The organism is Hoeflea sp. CAU 1731, assembly GCF_039888615.1.
GTDB lineage: Bacteria > Pseudomonadota > Alphaproteobacteria > Rhizobiales > Rhizobiaceae > Flavimaribacter.
Map to the genome: position 1 here is coordinate 240,974 of NZ_JBDQQS010000007.1, position 18,165 is coordinate 259,138.

Sequence of the window (18,165 nt, forward strand, 5' to 3'; positions counted from 1 at the left end):
GAGGCGAGACTTTTGCATTTCCCTGCGATAAGCGCGTAGAAATGACGCGAGCCCGCCGCGCCTGCATTTCGCGATGGTTGCGGACGGCGCTGACAAACCGGAATCGCCATTATGTTGATGCGCCGCAGGGAACTGGGTTCGGGGGTAAAAGGAGCCGTCATTGCGGTCCTCTTCGCCGTGCTCTGGATATTTGCCCCCGCCAGCATCACGGATCGCTTCAACTACGCCGTCACCGACACGATCGCATCCCTGAGGCCGCCCCCGGACACCGATCGCGTGCTCGTTGTCGATATTGACAGCGCAAGCCTTGAGGAAATCGGCGGGCGGCGGATTTCACGCGCACGCTTCGCTGACCTGATTGAAACAATCGGAGAATCGGGAGCGTCGGCGATCGGCCTCGACCTTATCCTCGGCGAGCCATGCGATCCCTCCGATCCGGATGTACAGCGTCTGACGCAGGCGCTTCGGGAAACGCCCGTGTCGATGGGTTTTCTGCTGTCTGACAAAGCCGGCGGAGCGCCGCCAGCCGCAAACACGTTGGTTCTGGAGAGAAATCTCGAAGTGCCTGACTTGTGGATCGCCAATAGCGCCGATGCGTCATGCAGCGTCTATCTCGACGCAGCCGCCGGCAGTTCGACGCTTTCGCTGACGGGCGGCTTCGATGGACGAATTCGATCTGTGCCCGTGGCTGTCGGCATCGCAGGCGCCGGATACGCCTCGCTGCCAGTCGACATGCTTCGGCTGACGTTGCCGCCGACCGCGATTTTCCTGCTCGGGAATCCAAACGAAATCAGGCTCGGCGACCGTCATGCGCGGATCGACAGGAGCGGCAGCTTGCGGCCCCGGTTCGCAACAGGACAACAGCGCAGAGACCGCACGGTTTCGGCCGTGGACGTGCTGAACGGCGCAGTCGACAGCGACCGGTTCAGCGACCGGATCGTTTTCATCGGATCCAGCGCGCCGGAACTCGGAGGCCTGCGTCCCGTACCCGGCGATCCCCTGATGCCCTCGGTCCAGATTCACGCCGACGCCGTCACCAGCATCATGACAGGATCGAGCCTCTATGTTCCCGGCTGGGCGAATGCAGCAACGCTGTTTATCGCAATCGCGCTCGGTGTTGTGATGGCGTTTTGCTGTTCCACGGTGCGACCGATCGCTGTGCCCGCCGTGGTCGTGCTGCTGATCGCCATCTGGATCGCAGCCTGCGCCTTCCTTTTTCACATATTCAGCATCATCGTTTGGCCAACACTGCCGCTTGTTACCGTAATCGCCGGTTCGGTCGCCGGCGCGGCCTTCGAATACTCGGCTGTTCGGGCCGCCGAAACCCTTATCCGCAACAGGTTTGAACAACGCATGCCCGCAGCGCTCGTGTCCAAGCTCGTCAACGAGCCCGATTTGCTGAAGCTGCGGGGAGAACGGCGCCTGGCGACGTCGCTCATCAGCGATCTTGAAGACTTCTCCGGTTTTTCGGAGCGTACGACGCCGGAGCAGCTTATCGACATACTCGACCGTTACTTCGCCGGACTGACAAGGATCATTATCGCCCATGGCGGCATGGTCGACAAAACAACGGGCGACGGCGTTCACGCCATATTCAATGCGCCGCTCGAGCTTGAGCGGCACGCCGACGCCGCGCTTGATTGCGCGACGCAAATCATCAGCTTCTCCGAACGCTTCCGGAAAATGTCGCCGGCGATCGATCATGGCCTTGGCCGAACCCGCATCGGCATCGAATCCGGCGAAGTGGTGCTTGGAGACGTCGGCGACGCCGACCGGGTCGACTATGCGGCATTCGGCTCATCCATCAACATGGCGGCGCGGCTGGAACAGGCGAACAAGACGTTCAAAACCTCGATCCTGGTGGGCGAAACGGCGCGCTCCCTCATGCCCGAACGCAACCTGATCGATCTCGGCGAGACCGAGCTGCGCGGCATCGGCGCCATGCATGTGTTTACGCCTTCCGGCGGGGAAAAGCGGCCGCCGTCGCCGGATCAGAGCCCGACGCTGGCGTAAACCTCGTCAATGCGTCCCTGACCCCATTGCACGACGTCTTCCGGCGGAGCGCCGGGCTCGGGTATGTTTACTCCATCGCCGGGCCCGAGCGTGACGGTTTCGCCGCCGGCTGCGACGGCGACAGCGCCGCGCTCCACGAACACTGCAAAGACGCCCCGGTTGGGACCGGCGAAGAACCGCGTGCCGCGCACGCCGAGTTGGCCGAACACCGTCCGGATCAACACATCGGATTTCGGCTCGTCTGCCGGCCTGTCAAAGAACATCGCGCCCTGCATCAGGTCGAATCTGCCGCGCATGTTCATGACAAAAGAATCGATCAGGAGCTCCGCGCTCTCGCCGAGCCTTATCGTGGTGCGCCGCCCGAGCAACAGTTCAACGATGGTGCGGATATCCGTCTTCACAAGATCTCCGATTTCGAGTTCGGACCCCTTTTCCAGCGCCACATCAAGAGAGTTGCGCACGGCCGTCGCGCGGCCGCTTATCAGGCCGACCTTTCCGACGGGACCTTCAGCGCGGGCGACTCCGGGCAACATCAGCGAACCTGCGACGCCCGCCAACGCGGCGAGCACGCGTCGCCGCTCTTCAAGGAAAATCCTCATGTTCGGTTGCATTTGCTCGCCCCGAGTGGTGTTGATCTTCATGCTTGTGCACAAGTAGATACATCTGACTGTATTACTGCGCCAGATGTTGAATATGTGGCGAGGATCACAGTCTGTGAGCATCACGAAGGGGAAGCGAAGTGGAACTGCCGAAAAATACGTTCAAACACGCCATCGCAGCAGGCAAGCAGCAGATCGGTCTCTGGTGCACCCTGCCGTCGGCCTATACGGCTGAAGCCCTTGCGACATGCGGCTTCGACTGGATGCTGTTCGATACGGAACATTCGCCCGCCGATCCGATAACCGTACTCGACCAGTTGCAGGCCGTTGCGCCCTACCCTGTTTCTCCGCTGGTTCGCGTGGCCAGCAACGACGCCGTTCTGATCAAGCGGATCCTCGACGTCGGCGCCCAGTCGCTGCTCGTGCCCTATGTCCAGAACCGGGAGGAAGCCGAACAGGCAGTCGCAGCCGTGCGCTACCCGCCCGCCGGCATTCGCGGCGTCGCCGGCTCCACCCGCGCCACCCGTTTTGGCAAGATCAGGAATTACGCCAAACTGGCGGCTGACGAACTGTGCCTGATCGTGCAGGTCGAAACCCGGTCGGCGCTCGACGAAATCGAGGCGATCGCAGCGCTGGACGGGATCGACGGCATCTTCATTGGCCCGGCGGATCTCGCCGCCAGCATGGGCTTTCCCGGCGAACACGGACACCCCGAGGTCGTCGCCGCAGTGGAAGACGCCATCACACGAATTCGCAAGGCCGGCAAACCCGCAGGCATCCTGACGCTCGACAGGAATTTCGCGAAACGATGCATCGAAATCGGCACGGTGTTCACGGCCGTCGATGTCGATGCGAGCCTGCTTGTGCGCCAGGCGAGCGCTGTCGCGGAAGAGTTTTCAGGAACCTGAAGCACGACCGCGCAAAAGCATAAACGAGGCCAGCACGACAAGCGCCAGGCTGACTGCGGTGACGGAAAACACTGGCGCTGAAAACCCGCCCGTCCAGTTGGACAGGACGCCCATCGTCACGGGGCCGAGCACGCCGCCCAATTCGGCGGCGACGAAGAACATGCCGCCTGCGAGCCCCAGTCGGCGCCTTGGCACGTTGGGCGAGGACATCAGCACCAGCATCACCACGGCCATCAGAGCGCCACGGCCGACGCCGAACAGGATCAGGGCCGCAAACAGCGGCGCGCTTGTCGACGCCTGCAGAAGCAGGCTCGACAACAGTACGGATATGAACAGTCCGAGCAGCAAGGGAACGCGTCGTTCCGGCGTGGCGAAGCGCGGAATGAGCAGCGAGCCCGCAATGCCGACGATTGTCGGAATGGACGACCAGAACCCGGCCTCGGCCGCGGATTGTCCCTTGAAGCGGAGCATTTCAGGCAGCCAGTTGTTGATGCCGTGATTGATGAAGAACACCCCGATCGCCATCAGGAGCACAATCCTGACGATGGGCACGGACAGGATCTCGGAAACCGCGCGGAAACTGAACTGAACCCCCTCGGAATGCAGCTTCGAATCGCCTGCGTTGGGATGGCTGGCGATGGCGAGCCACAGGATGGAAATGACGAAGGCGACAGCGGCGTAGACGAACATCACGGTCCGCCAGTCTCCGTTGGAAAGCGGCAACACGAGGCTGTTGGTCGCGGCCAGCGCAACGGCGTTTCCGAGCGCCGGTCCGGTAATATAGAGTCCCATGGCGGCGCCGCGGGTCTTGTCGTCGAACCAGAGCGAGATGAGTTTCGGCGCGCCGATCGAGATCAGCGGCCCGCCGACGCCAAAAACGCCGACAGCCAGAAACATGGTCAGATCGGACTGGGCGACGCCGCGCAAGACGCCGGATAGACCGATAATGATGCAGCCGATGAACATGGTCAGGCGCGGAGACATCGTATCCAGCAAGGCCCCGCACGGAATGGCGGCTGCGATGTAGACCAGCGGCCAGGCGCCGAGGATCGTTCCGATCGTCGCATAATCGATGTCGAGATCCAGCGCGATGCGGGACAGCAGCGGCGCCATGGACGCTGCGATCAGCCCGAAGCAGAAGTAGATGAGCCAAATGCCGCCCAGCAGAACCCAGCGATAGCCCCTGGTCGGCATGGCGGCGGACGCGATGTCGTTCATGCGCGCTGCGCAGCTACGCGGCCTGTCAGGCGAGTGGTTTTCAATCTATGCATATGCAGGAGCCAGAGGCGCGGCGAAAGGAATTTCCGACTTTAGCAGGTTTTCGGCGGTCAGGCGAAGATGGCTCGCCATCAACTGCTTGGCCTTATCCACATCACGCTCCAGAACGGCGTCGACAATGGCTCGGTGCTCGGCGGCGACATCCCTGTCGGTATTTCCGAAGGGGCCGGACAGTCGCCGATAACGCTCGGACTGGACGTAGAGTTGCCGGCGCAGTTTCAACCAACAATCATTCGCGCATCCCGACGTCAACTCGTCGTGAAATTTTTCGTGACAACGATGCCATTCAACTTCGCGGTCTTCCGTTGCAATGGCGACGACTTCAAGCTTCGTTAACTGGTGCGCAATCGAAAGCACACGTCCTTCCCAGGCGATGTCGCCATTCCTCATCGAGGATTCCAGGCATATCTGTTCGATGATTACGCGCGCATCGGTCAGATCCGTCAGTTCCTTGCGTGAAATCAGCGACGCCATGAAACCTTTCTGCGGCTCTGCCGTCACCAGCCCCTCCGAGGTAAGCCTCGCCAGCGCTTCCCGCACGGCGCCGATACTCGCTTCAAATTCCTTCTTCAAAGAATCGATCCGCAGTTTTTCACCCGGTTTGTAACGCGCGGTCACAATGGCCATGCGAATACGTTCATAGGTCAGGGCGGTCAGGCTTTTATGGGCTGTCGGCACTTCCAAGGGTTTCTGCTTTCCAGTGATTCATGATCACCAAAAATGTTTTTTTATTGACAATTTCTTTTTTTCATTCTTACAGGTTTACTATTCAAGTAATAGGCGACGGGAACCATCAAGTAATACACTTTATAAGTTTTTAATATATTTACACACTCGGATAGGTGGTGACCAGTGCGAATTCTTGAGGTCCGCGTTCTATTGGCCCGCATCACCGCTTTCAGCATAATTGAAGCAATTGTCGCCTGTAACGTTCTGGACCAGGCGGTTTCGGTACGGTCTTCGTGATCGCTGAAAAGCCCCACCGCGGTCCGACCGGAAGGTAAGTAGGTGACTGCAAAGCAATATGATGTGGTCGTTACCGGAGCGGGACCCGTGGGACTGGCGCTCGCAACGGAACTGACATCGCGCGGACACACCGTCTGCGTCATAGAACAGAACGAGCAGACCGGCAAAGAGACTCGCGCTAGAATCGCTGATGTGCGCACCATGGCGCATGTGCGGCGATGGGGGCTTTCCGGCCTGATGCGGTGGCGATCTCCCTTCACGACAGACTTCCCGCGTCGCGTCCGATATGCGACCAGGCTTTTCGGCAAAGACATTTGCTTTTTCGACAATGCTTTCTGCTCGTCGCCAATTCGTGATGACCGTTTCCCGGAACGCGCGGATTTTATCCCCCAGAATTCCATTGAAGGCGTCCTGCTCGACAATCTGCTCGAGAAGTCCGTGGCCGACGTCAGATTCCGGCATCGGCTTGAGAATTTCCGGCAGGCTGAGAACAGCGGCGTCACGATTTCAGCGCGCAATCTGGATACCAATGAAGTCCTGGCTCTCGATGCGCGTTTTCTTGTAGGAACCGACGGCGCGGACAGTACAGTGCGCAAGAGACTCGGCGTCCAGATGACCGGGGCGAGTTCAATTGTCTCATTTACCACCCTGTTCCTGCGCATTCCCGGACTGAACAATGGCCTCGACGACAGGCAGGCGCTGTTTCACTTGCTCGTCAACCCGGACGCCCCGTGCATCATGGGCCCTATGGACACCAATGACGCCTGGTTCTGGGGCATGTCAGTCCCCGAAGAAAAGGCAATCGACGACGAGGCTATGCTGGACCTTGTCGGGAAATCGATAGGGCGCGACTACTCTGTCGAAATTCTGGAACGCGACGACTGGGCCGTTCACGAATTGCTGGCCGAACGCTACAGCGTTGGCGATGTCTTTCTCGCGGGAGACGCCTGTCACCAGCATGCGCCGTTCGGCGGCCACAAAATGAATCTCGGCATCGGCGACGCCGTCGATCTCGGATGGAAAATTTCAGGCGTGCTCGAAGGATGGGCGAACAGAACGCTTCTTGACAGTTACGAGACCGAACGAAAGCCGTTGCATCAAAAGGTGCTCGAAACCTCGACCGAACATGTCGGCGCGCTGAGCGAACGGTTCCTGTCGCCAGATCTCGAAGAAGACACGCAGGAAGGCGCGTCACGGCGCCGTGAGACTGCTGAAGCCGTGAGACAGTTGAAAACGCCAGAATTCTACTCGCTTGGCGTTGTTCTCGGCTATCGCTATGAATCGCCTGTGATACTTTCCGAGAAGGGTGACAAACCGCCTGCCTTCTCAGTAACCCAATACAGACCATCAACTTGCCCCGGGTCTTTGGCGCCCCATGAGTGGTTGTCAGATGGATCGTCGCTCTACGATCATTTCGGCAAGGGGTTCACGCTCCTGCGACTGGACCAGCCCCTGGAGGAACAGGAGCAACATCTGATGGAAGCGGCAAGGGACGTCGGCATGCCCCTCACCATTTATGCACCCGAAAGTCTGAGCGTCAGCGTGCTCTACCGGACGCGATACGCGCTCGTCCGTCCGGACCAGCACATCGCCTGGCGGGGCGAATCCATACAATCGCCGGAAGCGCTGATCGACGGCGCGCGCGGGGCTCGAACCATACCGCACCGAATAGCCGTGTAGTTTCGATGGAGTGACCATAACGCCTTACGTCGCACCCTGGCGCCGCCAATTCTGCGTAAGACCCTAAAAGACAAGTGCAAATTCTCCAAGGCAACCTATATTGAAAGTCGTGGGCACTCGTTGAGCGGAGATCTTCATGACTCAGGACGCATCGCGCCCGGTTCTGGTAACCGGCGCCACCGGTTACCTGGCCGGCTGGATAGTCAGACGCCTGCTTGAAGAAGGCTTTACGGTCCACGCCGCCGTTCGCGACCCGGACAACGAGGCAAAGACCAGCCATTTGAAAGCGATGGAAGCGGATCTGCCTGGCGCACTGGTTTTGTTCAAGGCGGATCTCCTCGAGGAAGGCAGTTACGGTCCCGCGATGGACAATTGCCACATTGTCTTCCACACTGCATCACCCTTCACTCTTGACGTAAAAGACCCGCAGCGCGATCTCGTTGACCCCGCAGTCAAGGGCACGAATAACGTCCTTCAGACAGCCAATCGCACAGAATCGGTCGAACGGGTCGTGCTGACCAGTTCCTGCGCCGCAATATACGGAGACAACGCCGATGTCGCCAAAGCCCCGGGAGGCGTTCTGACGGAGGCAGTCTGGAACCGGTCCTCTTCCCTGGATCACCAGAGCTACTCATTCTCGAAAGTGGAGGCCGAAACGGCCGCGTGGAAAATCGCCGAAGCGCAGGATCGCTGGCGGCTTGTCACGATCAATCCGGCGCTCATCGTCGGCCCCGGAACAGCAGACACGCAGACTTCCGAGTCCTTCAACCTGATGCGGCAATTGGGAGGCGGAACGATGAAGGCTGGCGCTCCTGGCTATGAGATCGGACTTGTGGATGTGCGCGATGTCGCCGAGGCCCATCTGAAAGGCGCGTTGCTGCCCGAGGCTGAAGGCCGTCATATTGTCTATGCGGACCATCACAGCCTGCTGGAGCTCGCCAAAATGCTGCGTGAAGAATTCGGCGATGGCTGGCCTTTCCCGACCCGGGAACTGCCGAAATGGCTGGTCTGGCTTTTGGGCCCGATAACCAACAAGGCCATCACCCGCAAGATGGTGGCGCTGAATATGGGTTATCCATGGCGTGCGGACAACAGCAAGTCAAAGGAGGCGCTTGGCATGAAATACCGTTCGATAAGGTCTTCAGTCACCGACATGTTTCGACAGATGATCGAAACTGGAGCAGTCAAGAAGGGGGATTGAACCTTTCCTATCGCGCAGGCATATGTTGCCATGGTTCTGAGGCCGACAGGCAAACGGAAGGGTCGACTGGAGGATGTCTGACCGGAAAGACAATGCGCTGGCAAATCCCGATTCCGGCGTAAAACGCGGCAAGGCGGCGCGACGGAAAGATCAGTGGGACGGCCGGCTCTCGATCACCGTGACGCTGGCGAGCGCAATCAGCGTGCTTGTTCTGATTTCCGTCGGCAGCGTGCTTTTTGTCGGCGTGTGGCTGGCGCAAAGAAACACGATCGATCTGCTGAGCGCCAATGTGAACCAGAACATCGCCTATTCCGTCAATCGCGTTCGCGACCATTTGCGGCCAGCCGAATATCAGGCCGAATTCATCGCCAACCAGATCGTGCGCGGCGATGTCGATCCGCACGATGTCGACACGTTCGGGACTTTGCTGACCGGCGCCCTTGCAGCGACGCCGCAAATCAACGCGATCTCCTACGTGGACGCCGATTTCCAGTCAATCCAGGCGCAACGACTGCCAGACGCCAGCGTCAATATCCGGACGGGGGATGTCTCGGACGACCAGCAAATACGTGAAGGTTGGAACAAGTTTACCAACAAACCGCAATGGTCTCCGCCAATCTATCGGGAAGGACCGGATAGCACCTTCATCAACATGGCCTACCCCGTGCACCGTGACGGAAAACTCGTCGGCGTGGTGGCGGCCGCCGTTTCCATTCCCGAACTCTCGTCCTTCGTTCAGTCCACGGACACGGGCGATCCCACGCAGCGCTTCATTCTTTACGGGCGCGACCACGTGCTCGCGCATCCCGATCTGCTTGGCCCCTATCCCGGCCGAACGGTGGACAACCCGCTGCCCCCAGTGGAAAATTTCAGCGACAATATCCTTGGCTCCATCTGGAGAGACGTCGACCGCTATGAACTTGAGCTGGCGCTCGCAGAAGGCAATCAGGGCCACGCGCTTGATATCGGCGGCGATCAATATGTCTACGTCTATCAAACGCTCGACGGTTACGGCGACGAACCTCTGCTCGTCGGCGCTTACGTCAATACGTCCGACAGGGGAGACGAGATTCGCCGGTTGATCATCTCCGGCTATGTCGGCGTCGGCGCGCTGCTGATCGCACTGATCGCCGCCGTATTGCTGGGCCGTCGCATCGCCAGACCGATTGTCAATTTCTCGCATGCCGCAGGCCGCATTCGAGATCTGGAAATCAATCAGATCAGCGACCTGCCAGGCAGCATTTTCAGGGAGATCGACAACCAGTCGAAAGCCTTCAACGCCATGCTGCATGCGCTGCGCTGGTTCGAGCTTTACGTTCCGCGCAAGATCGTGGAACGATTGATCAAGCGCGACGAAGCCGGGGCAACCGCAACCACGGAGCAGGAAATAACGGTTCTCTTCACCGACATCGCCGGGTTCTCGACTGCTTCGCAAGACATGACGGCGCCCGAAGTGGCTGCGCTGGTCAATCGTCACTTTGAAATTCTCGGAGCATGCATCGACGCCGAAGAAGGCACCATCGACAAATATATGGGCGATTCGGTAATGGCCTTTTGGGGCGCGCCCGATCCGCAGCCGGATTCCGCCCGGCGGGCCTGCCGCGCCGCGCTCGCCATGGCAGAGGCGGTGAAGAAGGAGAACGATGAACGCAGACGCCGCAACGAGACGCCGGTGCGTATACGCATCGGCATCCATACCGGCAACGCGACCGTCGGGAATATCGGAGCGCCGGGCCGGATAAATTACACGATTATCGGAGACACGGTGAATATCGGCCAGCGGCTGGAGCAGCTGGGCAAGGTTGTCTATCCGCCGGACACCGAAGTCGCGATCCTGATCAGCGGATCAACCGCTGCGACGCTTGGACCGGAATTCGAGACGATCGCCGCCGGAGCCCATACTCTGAAAGGCAGAACCGGCGATTTCGAGGTTTTCAGATTGATATGAGCGTCACGGCAGATTGCCGAGGCATTTCAGGAGAAGCGCGTAGTAGGCGTCGGCGTCACCATTGCGGACATAAAAGACGTTTCTCCCGCGATCTGTGATTTGCCACCAGTCGGCGACAGTCATGCCGCGGGTGAGTTCGCTGCCGGTTTCGACGGTTACGTTGATCTGGCGTCCTTCGAACATATCCGGCTGCAGCATGAAGGCCGGCACGCAAGGGCCGTGCAGCGGTGCGCCTTCCCAGCTATACTTGTTCAGATCGAAGCTTTCGGAGAACTCCAGCATTTCAGCGGTGGCGACGCCGCACCGATTGCCGAGCCCGCGCATGGCCGCAAGCCGTTCGGGCGTCGACAGCATCTGGTGGGTCACGTCCAGCGGCAGCATGGTCATCGGAATGCCGGCGCTCAGCACGATATCGGCCGCTTCCGGATCAACATAAACGTTGAACTCCGCAGACGGGGTGATGTTGCCGACCTCGAAATAGGCGCCGGCCATCGCGACGATATCGCGGATGCGCGGTGCAATGTCGGGAGCCTGGACAAGCGCCATGGCCAAATTGGTCAGTGGCGAGAGACCGCAGATCGTCACCTCGCCGGCCGGCTGTTCCCGCAATGTGCGGATGATGAAGTCGACGCCATGACCGGGGGCGATCTGCGTCACCGGCTCCGGCAGGACGGGACCGTCGAGCCCAGTCGGTCCGTGAACATGTTCGGCGGTGACGAGGTCGCGCATCATCGGGCGCGGACACCCGGCGTAAACAGGAATATCCGTGCGGCCGGCAAGTTCCAGAAGCTTGAGACAGTTCGTCGTCGTGTAGCCGAGATCGATATTCCCGGCGGTCGCCACCATGCCGAGCACGTCAAAGGTTTCAGGCGCGCCGAGAATCATCAAAATGGCGGCCGCCTGGTCCTGCCCCGGATCTGTCAGGATGATGAGTTTGCGTTTCATCCCGCCGCCTTTCTCAATTGTCGCGCAATTCGCCGAAACCGGAGATGGCCTTGGCGCCGCCGCGCAGGCGGGCGCTCATCCAGATGCCGATAACGGTCGCGATATAGGGCAGACCCAAAAGCAGGTCGTGCGGCACTCGGTCTCCGAAGACGAGCTGCGCCCTTATGCCCAGCGCGCCGACAATCGCGAAGAACATGGCGGCGAGCGCCGCGCCGACCGGATGACCCGCGCCGAATATGACGGCGGCGAAAGCCATGAAACCGCGACCGGCGGTCATGTTCTGCGAGAAGAACTGCAAACTGCCGGCGGCCAGTTCCGCCCCGCCGAGAGCGCACAGGGCGCCGCCTATGACCAGTGCGACAAGCCGGATCCGCGACGGTTCGATGCCGACGCTTCTCGCCGCGTAAGGGTGCTCGCCTGCAGCCGCCAGCCGCAACCCGAAACGCGTGCGGCGAAGCAGAACCCAGAACGCAAGAACGAAGAAAGGCATCAGCAGAACCAGGATCGAGAGATTGCCGAAGGAGCCAAAGAGAGGCCCGATGCGCGGCAACCCGAACGGCGCGCTGACGGCCGCCTGGCTGCCGAAAATCGATTCGATCGCAAGCGTCGTGCCGCCGAGACCAAGCCCTGTCAGACCAAGGCCGGCGATGATCTGGTTCGCCTTGAGCTTTTCCACCACGAACCAGAACAGAACCGAGGCGATCATGCATACACCAACGGCGATGAGCAACGCCAACACGATCGATTGCGTGAACACGACGCCAAGGATCGTGGCGCAAGCGCCGGCGATCATCAGCCCTTCCAGACCCAGATGCCAGATGCCGGCGCGCTGCGCGATCACGCCGGCGAGCGTCACGTAAACGAGCGGCGTGCCGGACCGCAGGATGGCGATGATGATGTCATCCATTGGCTCTGCTCCTGAAGCGCATGATGCGGTCGATCAATTGCGAGCGCGCGGTGATGAAAAGGGCGATCGCCGCATTGATGATGTCGATCGCCGAGGACGGCAGTCCGGCGATGACGGGAAGGTAGAGCGCGGCGGAAGCGAGGCCGCCGAAGAACAGCGCTGCAACGGCGCTTCCCAGGATCGAGAGATTGGCGACCAGCGCGATCAGGATGGCGGTGAAGCCATGGGCCGGAAGAAAGCCGGATGCAAGCCTGCCATTCGGCCCCATCAGTTCGATGGTTCCTGCAAGGCCGGCCAGCGCGCCGCTGATGAGGAAGCTGGCGAGCCCCACCTTCCACAGCTTCGCGCCCTGCCAGGTGACCATGGTCGGGTTGCGCCCGGCCAGACCCGACATCATGCCGAACGACGTGCGGTTTACCAGAAGCCACATCGACAGGCCGACCATGACGGCGATCGAGATGATCAGCGGCGACACGCCCAGAGAATTGCTGATGCGATAGGCGGCTTCGAGGGGACGGCTGGACGCCTGCTGTCCCGATCCGGACTGGTCCTTGAGCGGTCCAGACGTGACATAGATGAGCAGCAGACCGGCAAGGAAGTTGCCCATCAGCGTGGTGATCACCTCGTCCGCGCCCGAACGCAATCTCAGGAGACCGGGCCACAGCGCCCACAGGGCCCCGCCGATCATGCCCGCCAGGAAACACAGGGGAATGACGATGAAAGCCGGCGCGCCGCTTGTCCATTCAGCGACGAATGCGGCGCAGATCGCCCCCACATAGAACTGACCCTGCGCGCCGATATTGAAATAGCCCGCACGGAACGAGATGGCGACGCCAACCGCAGTGATGAACAGCGGCAATCCCCAGCGCAGCGCGTGATTGAGCGCGCCATTGCGCAGGAACGCCCCGTCGAGAATCGCGCTGAACATGAGCTCTGCGGAGAAGCCGGCGATCGAGAAGATCACGGCGCAGAGGACAAGCGCGACGACGATGAATACCAGCGCGCGGGCGATGGAGACGAGACTATCGCTCATGGGTCACCCCCGTCATGGCGGCTCCGATGCGTGCAATATCGTAGGGAGGTTCGAAGGTTCCGGCGATACGCCCGGAGAGCATCACGACGACGCGGTCGCAGATGTCCATGATTTCGTCAAGGTCGGACGAGATCAGCAATATGCCGCAATTGCGGCGCCGCGCCTTGTCGAGGGCGTCCCAGACGAAGGCGGTCGCACCGATATCCAGTCCGCGCGTCGGCTGCGCGGCGATGATGAGCCGCGCGTGCTCGTCCATCTCCCGCGACAGGATGACCTTCTGGGCGTTGCCGCCGGAGAGGCTTCCTGCGCGCTGGGCGACGGTCGCGTAGCGCACGTCCCAGGCGTCGAGGGCTGATTTGCATTCCGAACGCAACGCGGACGGCCTGATCCACGAAAGCAGCGAACCCTGCAGCAATTTCCGGGCGGACCAGTTTTCCCACAGTGAACTCGTCAGGCTCAATCCCTCGACATTGCGTTCAAAGGGAATGACCCGCAATCCCGCGATCCGGCGGCCCTGCAACGGCATGGTCGTGACCTGCCTTCCGTCAAGCGCGATGGTTCCGCTCTGAACATCGGCAAGGGCGGAAAGCGCGCGAACCAGCGTGCGCTGACCATTGCCTTCAACGCCGGCGACGCCGACGATCTCGCCCGGTCGAATGCCGAGGCTGACATCGATGAGCGGCGGTCCGTCGCCGTCCGGCGCGGAAGAGACCGACTTCATGTCGAGGATCGGCGCCGCCGCGCCATCCTGTTCGGAGACGCCGACATGAGTGTGCAGCGACGCCGCGGAACCGGTCAGCGCCGCGCGGTCGTCCTCGTCGAGGGGCCGGGCGGAAGGACCTATGATCAACTCGGAAAGCTTGTCCGCGTCGATGCCCGAACAGGCGACGGGACCTTCCACCAGCTTGCCGCCGCGCAGGACGGAAACCGTATCGGCGATCGCCAGCACCTCGCGAATTTTGTGCAGGATGAGAATAATGGTGACGCCGGCGTTCTTGAGATGCCTGATCCGTTCAAAGAGTTTTTCCGTTCCCTCGGGCGACAGCACGGCCGTTGGTTCGTCCAGGATCAGCAGTTTTGCGTCGGTGACGAGCGCGCGGGCGATCTCCACGCTCTGCTGGCTTTCGACAGGCAGGTCGCGAATCCGCTGCCCGGCTTTCACATTGATGTTGAGGGCGTCAAGATGAGCCTGCCAGCGCCGCTCGAGCTGGCTGCGGGAATAGAGCTTCCCGCCGGCGCCGCCGAACTGCATGGCTTCGGCGACGGTAAAGGACGGCGGCAGCGCGAAACTCTGATGCACGAGTTCCACGCCTGCTCGCCTGGCGTCGTTGACGCTGCCTTTCGGCATGTCGCGCCCGGAAATCCGGACGCTGCCCGCGTCTGGATCGATGAGACCCGCGATGACGCGGGCGAAGGTGGTCTTGCCGGCGCCATTCTGGCCGACAACCGCATGGATCGCTCCGCTGGCGAAGGAGACCGAAACATTCGACAAGGCCACGACGTCGCCGAAACGAACGGTGACGTCGTGGCAGTCAAGAACGGGAGGCGTCGTTTCGCTCATTTGCCGTTATCCGCGGATTAAAGCCGTTCTCCTCAGAGTTCGGTATTGAACGGCACTTTGAGCGATCCGTCGAGTATGGCGGCTTTGGCCTTCTCGACTTCCGGCCAGATTTCCATGGCCTTGGCGTTGAGTGCGTCCGATCCGTCTGCTTCGAAGAGCGGTGAGCGGATGAAGTCGATGACGCCCGTGCCGAGACCCGTCGAGACATGGCTTCCGCCATCCCAATCGTCTCCGAGCGCGCTGCTGACTTCATTGTAGAGCGACATGCCGAAATCGAGGCCGACGATCGCGATCAGCGATTTCGGACCGAGCGGGAACTGCGCCGGATCGAGGGCGCTGACCATGCGACCTTCTCCTTCATTCGCCGCGGTGATGATTCCGAAATCGGTCGCTGCGGCGTCGGTCTGGATGTAGTCGATGCCGTCGCTGAACATCTGCGTGGCGATTTCCTGACCCTTGGCCGGATCCTGGAACGAACCGGCGAAGGCGGCGGTCGTCGTCACGTCCGGACGCAGTGATTTGGCGCCCGCGGTGAAGGCGTTGAAATCTGCGTTGATCGGCGGAATGGAGATGCCCCCGATAAAGCCGAGCTTGCCGCTCGCGCTGACGCCTGAAGCGAAAATGCCGGACAGGTAGCAGCCGAGATAATAGTCATAGGACACCGTGACGACGTTCGGCATGGGCGGCTCGATCGGATCGGCGAACAACTGGATCCACTTGGTGTCGGGGTAGTCCGGCGCGACGGCCTTGATGGGCTCGGCGACTTCGTTGAAGGTCGAGACGACCACGGCGGCGCCTGCGTCGCCCAGTGTTCGGAAAATGGTCTCGTAGGTCGCCGGGTCCTGCGCGTAGATCGCCCGGTAGGGAAAACCCTTTTCCGAAGCAAGCTGTTTCAGCTTCGAGATCATGGAGTCTACAGGACCGTTGTCGCCTGCGGCCTGCGTGTGGACGAGCGCCACGAGACCGTCGGCCGCATGGGCGAGCGAGGAAAACAGGTTGCCGGTCATCCCGAGCGCAGCCGCGCCCGCCGCCGTCTTGAGCAGGCCGCGCCGCCGGACGGGCACGCGAAGCATGGTGTTTCCTTGTATGATCTTTCCAGTCATCGTTCAGTTCCTTCTCTGAGTTTCGCAGTTCTTGTTATGACGGCCGCGAGGCGTCGAAGCGGCCGTTTCGCGTATCAAGCGCCGGGTGAAAAGGGCGCAGGATTCATGATCATCACGTCCTGGCTCTGGATCGCGTCCAGCGCCCAGACTTCCGAAATGAAGGTTTGCCAGTCCGGGTCCTGATACATGGCCTGGCGGCGAGCCTCGCGATCCGCCAGACTGTCGTATCCCCACATGAGAACCGTTGTATGCAGCTTGCCGATCTCGCTGACATAAAGACCCAGAAACCGGTTGAGATGCCGCTTCTGGATCGCGAGGCCTTGCGACTCGTATTTCTTGAGCCATCCGTCGACCGAACCGGGACGAAACGTATAGGTGCGATGTTCGACAATCATGAGCGCTGATCCTCCAATGTCATGAATTCCGCCGCCTTCTCGCCGATCATGATGGCGGGCGCGTTGGTGTTGCCGCTCGATATGATCGGCATGATGGACGCATCGGCGACCCGGAGTCCTTCAAGACCGCGCACCTTGAGCCGCGCGTCGACGACGGCGTTCGGGTCGGTTCCCATCTTGCAGGTGCCGACCGGATGGAAGGTCGTCATCGCCGTCTCCCGGAGCCAGGTCTCGAGGTCTGCGTCGCTATGCGTTTCCGGGCCCGGCGCCAGCTCCTTGCCGCGATAGGGGTCGAAGGATTTCTGCGCGATCACCTCCCGCGTCATCCGGATGCCGGCGATCATCGTCTGAAGATCGAAATCGGACTGGAGGTAGTTGGCCTGGATGCGCGGCGCGTCGGCGGGATCGGCCGAACGCAGCGTAATTTCGCCCCGACTTTCCGGATTGACCGGACCGACCCGCATCGTGAAGCCATGGTCGCTTTCCGTCGTATCCTTGCGCTTGAATGGATTGGGGAAATGCAGATTGGCGGTCCTTTCCAGCGCCGGCATGAAGTGAAGCTGGATATCGGGCGCTTCCAGCCGGTCATCGGATTTCAGAAAGGCGCCGCCCTCATAGGGAAAGGTCGTGACAATGCCCCGGCCGAACATCATTCCCTCGACCATCGACCATGCCAGCTTGTCAGCGCGCAGGTCTGAATACAGGGTGACGGGCTTGGTGCATTCCCAGGACATGACGCAATCGACGTGATCCTGCAGGTTCTTGCCAACGCCGGGAAGATCATGCACCGGCTCAATGCCGTGCACGGCGACTTCATCGGCCGGACCGATGCCGGAAAGAAGCAGAACCTGCGGCGAGTTGACCGTGCCGGCGCAAACGACGATCTCTCGATCCGCATGCGCGGTTTTCGTCTCTCCGTCCTGCAGATATTCGACGCCGACGGCCCGTCCGCTCTCCACGACGATCCGCTTTGTCAGCGCGCCGGTCTCGACTGTCAGGTTTTTCCGATCGAGGACAGGCTGCAGGAAGGCGCGCGAGGTCGACCAGCGCTTGCCGTCCTTGATGGTGAAGTCGAACCGGCCAAAACCCTCCTGGCCTTCTCCATTGAAGTCGTCATTGGCCGGATGCCCGGCCTCGACGCCGGCATTGATGAAGATCTCGTGCAGCGGATTGGAGCCCCTCGCCCGGCAGACCGTCAGCTCTCCCTCGGAGCCGTGGAAATCGCCGTTGCGCTGAATATGTCCTTCGGAGCGGCGGAAGGCCGGCAGCACGTCTTCGTAGGACCATCCCGGTAGCCCCATCTGGGACCAGCGGTCGTAGTCGTGGCGATTGCCGCGGACATAGATCATGCCGTTGATGGTGGACGAACCGCCCAGCACCTTGCCGCGCGGCCAGTAGAGCGAGCGTCCGTTAAGGTAGGGTTCCGGCTCCGTGTGATAATGCCAGTTGTAGACGCCGCTTTGAAACAGCTTGCCCATCAGCATCGGCAGACGGAACAGCGGATTGCGATCCCGTCCGCCGGCCTCCAGAAGCAAAACCCGATTGCCGGGATCGGCCGACAGCCGGTTTGCCAGCACGCAGCCGGCCGAGCCTGCGCCGATGATAACATAGTCGAAGGTCTTGCTCAT

The 18,165-nt window shown here is 60.9% G+C and carries 15 protein-coding genes; 5 read left to right on the forward strand and 10 right to left on the reverse strand.

Annotated features, from left to right (window positions below):
- Positions 1-111: 111 nt before the first annotated feature.
- Positions 112-2,013 (forward strand): CHASE2 domain-containing protein, encoded by a 1,902-nt coding sequence (locus tag AAFN47_RS13740; protein WP_499809806.1) that lies wholly within the window; start codon positions 112-114, stop codon positions 2,011-2,013.
- On the opposite strand, the gene AAFN47_RS13745 is transcribed toward AAFN47_RS13740, so the two are convergent.
- Positions 1,992-2,624: a FecR family protein gene (locus AAFN47_RS13745; protein ID WP_499809807.1), complete on the reverse strand. Its 633-nt coding sequence runs from the start codon at positions 2,622-2,624 to the stop codon at positions 1,992-1,994. The two genes, AAFN47_RS13740 and AAFN47_RS13745, sit on opposite strands and share 22 nt — an antisense overlap.
- Positions 2,625-2,752: 128 nt before the next feature.
- On the opposite strand from AAFN47_RS13745, the gene AAFN47_RS13750 reads away from it, so the two are divergent.
- On the forward strand, positions 2,753-3,520 hold the full coding sequence (locus AAFN47_RS13750) for an HpcH/HpaI aldolase family protein (protein ID WP_499809808.1): 768 nt from the start codon (positions 2,753-2,755) through the stop codon (positions 3,518-3,520).
- Here the strand turns inward: AAFN47_RS13750 and AAFN47_RS13755 are convergent.
- Positions 3,509-4,738, reverse strand: a complete 1,230-nt coding sequence (locus AAFN47_RS13755) for an MFS transporter (RefSeq protein WP_499809809.1) — start codon at positions 4,736-4,738, stop codon at positions 3,509-3,511. The genes AAFN47_RS13750 and AAFN47_RS13755 overlap by 12 nt on opposite strands.
- Positions 4,739-4,783: 45 nt before the next feature.
- Positions 4,784-5,476, reverse strand: a complete 693-nt coding sequence (locus tag AAFN47_RS13760; protein WP_499809846.1) for a GntR family transcriptional regulator — start codon at positions 5,474-5,476, stop codon at positions 4,784-4,786.
- Between the two features lie 330 nt (positions 5,477-5,806).
- Between AAFN47_RS13760 and AAFN47_RS13765 the strand changes: the two genes are divergently transcribed.
- From AAFN47_RS13765 to AAFN47_RS13775, 3 genes are all read left to right on the forward strand, one after another.
- Positions 5,807-7,444 carry an FAD-dependent monooxygenase gene (locus AAFN47_RS13765; protein ID WP_499809810.1) on the forward strand — a complete coding sequence of 546 codons (1,638 nt, stop codon included), beginning with the start codon at positions 5,807-5,809 and terminating at the stop codon, positions 7,442-7,444.
- Between the two features lie 136 nt (positions 7,445-7,580).
- The gene (locus tag AAFN47_RS13770) at positions 7,581-8,645 is read left to right on the forward strand and encodes an NAD-dependent epimerase/dehydratase family protein (protein ID WP_499809811.1); all 1,065 of its coding nucleotides are present in this window, start codon (positions 7,581-7,583) and stop codon (positions 8,643-8,645) included.
- A 73-nt stretch (positions 8,646-8,718) separates the two neighbouring features.
- Positions 8,719-10,593 carry an adenylate/guanylate cyclase domain-containing protein gene (locus AAFN47_RS13775; RefSeq protein WP_499809812.1) on the forward strand — a complete coding sequence of 625 codons (1,875 nt, stop codon included), beginning with the start codon at positions 8,719-8,721 and terminating at the stop codon, positions 10,591-10,593.
- Positions 10,594-10,596: 3 nt separating this feature from the next.
- Here the strand turns inward: AAFN47_RS13775 and AAFN47_RS13780 are convergent, their stop codons facing one another.
- The 7 genes from AAFN47_RS13780 to AAFN47_RS13810 form a co-directional block, all read right to left on the reverse strand.
- Positions 10,597-11,538: a nucleoside hydrolase gene (locus AAFN47_RS13780; RefSeq protein WP_499809813.1), complete on the reverse strand. Its 942-nt coding sequence runs from the start codon at positions 11,536-11,538 to the stop codon at positions 10,597-10,599.
- A 13-nt stretch (positions 11,539-11,551) separates the two neighbouring features.
- A complete protein-coding gene (locus AAFN47_RS13785) occupies positions 11,552-12,445 on the reverse strand; it encodes an ABC transporter permease (protein WP_499809814.1) in 894 nt (297 codons plus the stop codon).
- Positions 12,438-13,478: an ABC transporter permease gene (locus tag AAFN47_RS13790; RefSeq protein WP_499809815.1), complete on the reverse strand. Its 1,041-nt coding sequence runs from the start codon at positions 13,476-13,478 to the stop codon at positions 12,438-12,440. Before AAFN47_RS13790 ends, AAFN47_RS13785 begins: the two co-directional genes overlap by 8 nt.
- The gene (locus AAFN47_RS13795; RefSeq protein WP_499809816.1) at positions 13,468-15,039 is read right to left on the reverse strand and encodes an ABC transporter ATP-binding protein; all 1,572 of its coding nucleotides are present in this window, start codon (positions 15,037-15,039) and stop codon (positions 13,468-13,470) included. The genes AAFN47_RS13790 and AAFN47_RS13795 overlap by 11 nt, the downstream gene beginning before the upstream one ends.
- Before the next feature lie 32 nt (positions 15,040-15,071).
- Positions 15,072-16,142: a BMP family ABC transporter substrate-binding protein gene (locus tag AAFN47_RS13800; RefSeq protein WP_499809817.1), complete on the reverse strand. Its 1,071-nt coding sequence runs from the start codon at positions 16,140-16,142 to the stop codon at positions 15,072-15,074.
- Between the two features lie 74 nt (positions 16,143-16,216).
- Positions 16,217-16,537 (reverse strand): NIPSNAP family protein, encoded by a 321-nt coding sequence (locus tag AAFN47_RS13805; protein ID WP_499809818.1) that lies wholly within the window; start codon positions 16,535-16,537, stop codon positions 16,217-16,219.
- Entirely contained in the window at positions 16,534-18,165 is a 1,632-nt protein-coding gene (locus tag AAFN47_RS13810) for a GMC family oxidoreductase (protein WP_499809819.1), read from the reverse strand. The genes AAFN47_RS13805 and AAFN47_RS13810 overlap by 4 nt, the downstream gene beginning before the upstream one ends.

What these genes read in the sequence shown, in the direction of transcription:
- AAFN47_RS13785 (WP_499809814.1), bottom strand. Translation starts at nt 12,445, where the DNA reads ATGGATGACATCATCATCGCCATCCTGCGGTCCGGCACGCCGCTCGTT.
- AAFN47_RS13740 (WP_499809806.1), top strand. Translation starts at nt 112, where the DNA reads ATGTTGATGCGCCGCAGGGAACTGGGTTCGGGGGTAAAAGGAGCCGTC.
- AAFN47_RS13755 (WP_499809809.1), bottom strand. Translation starts at nt 4,738, where the DNA reads ATGAACGACATCGCGTCCGCCGCCATGCCGACCAGGGGCTATCGCTGG.
- AAFN47_RS13770 (WP_499809811.1), top strand. Translation starts at nt 7,581, where the DNA reads ATGACTCAGGACGCATCGCGCCCGGTTCTGGTAACCGGCGCCACCGGT.
- AAFN47_RS13780 (WP_499809813.1), bottom strand. Translation starts at nt 11,538, where the DNA reads ATGAAACGCAAACTCATCATCCTGACAGATCCGGGGCAGGACCAGGCG.
- AAFN47_RS13805 (WP_499809818.1), bottom strand. Translation starts at nt 16,537, where the DNA reads ATGATTGTCGAACATCGCACCTATACGTTTCGTCCCGGTTCGGTCGAC.
- AAFN47_RS13790 (WP_499809815.1), bottom strand. Translation starts at nt 13,478, where the DNA reads ATGAGCGATAGTCTCGTCTCCATCGCCCGCGCGCTGGTATTCATCGTC.
- AAFN47_RS13810 (WP_499809819.1), bottom strand. Translation starts at nt 18,165, where the DNA reads ATGAGCAAGACCTTCGACTATGTTATCATCGGCGCAGGCTCGGCCGGC.
- AAFN47_RS13775 (WP_499809812.1), top strand. Translation starts at nt 8,719, where the DNA reads ATGTCTGACCGGAAAGACAATGCGCTGGCAAATCCCGATTCCGGCGTA.
- AAFN47_RS13800 (WP_499809817.1), bottom strand. Translation starts at nt 16,142, where the DNA reads ATGACTGGAAAGATCATACAAGGAAACACCATGCTTCGCGTGCCCGTC.
- AAFN47_RS13745 (WP_499809807.1), bottom strand. Translation starts at nt 2,624, where the DNA reads ATGCAACCGAACATGAGGATTTTCCTTGAAGAGCGGCGACGCGTGCTC.
- AAFN47_RS13795 (WP_499809816.1), bottom strand. Translation starts at nt 15,039, where the DNA reads ATGAGCGAAACGACGCCTCCCGTTCTTGACTGCCACGACGTCACCGTT.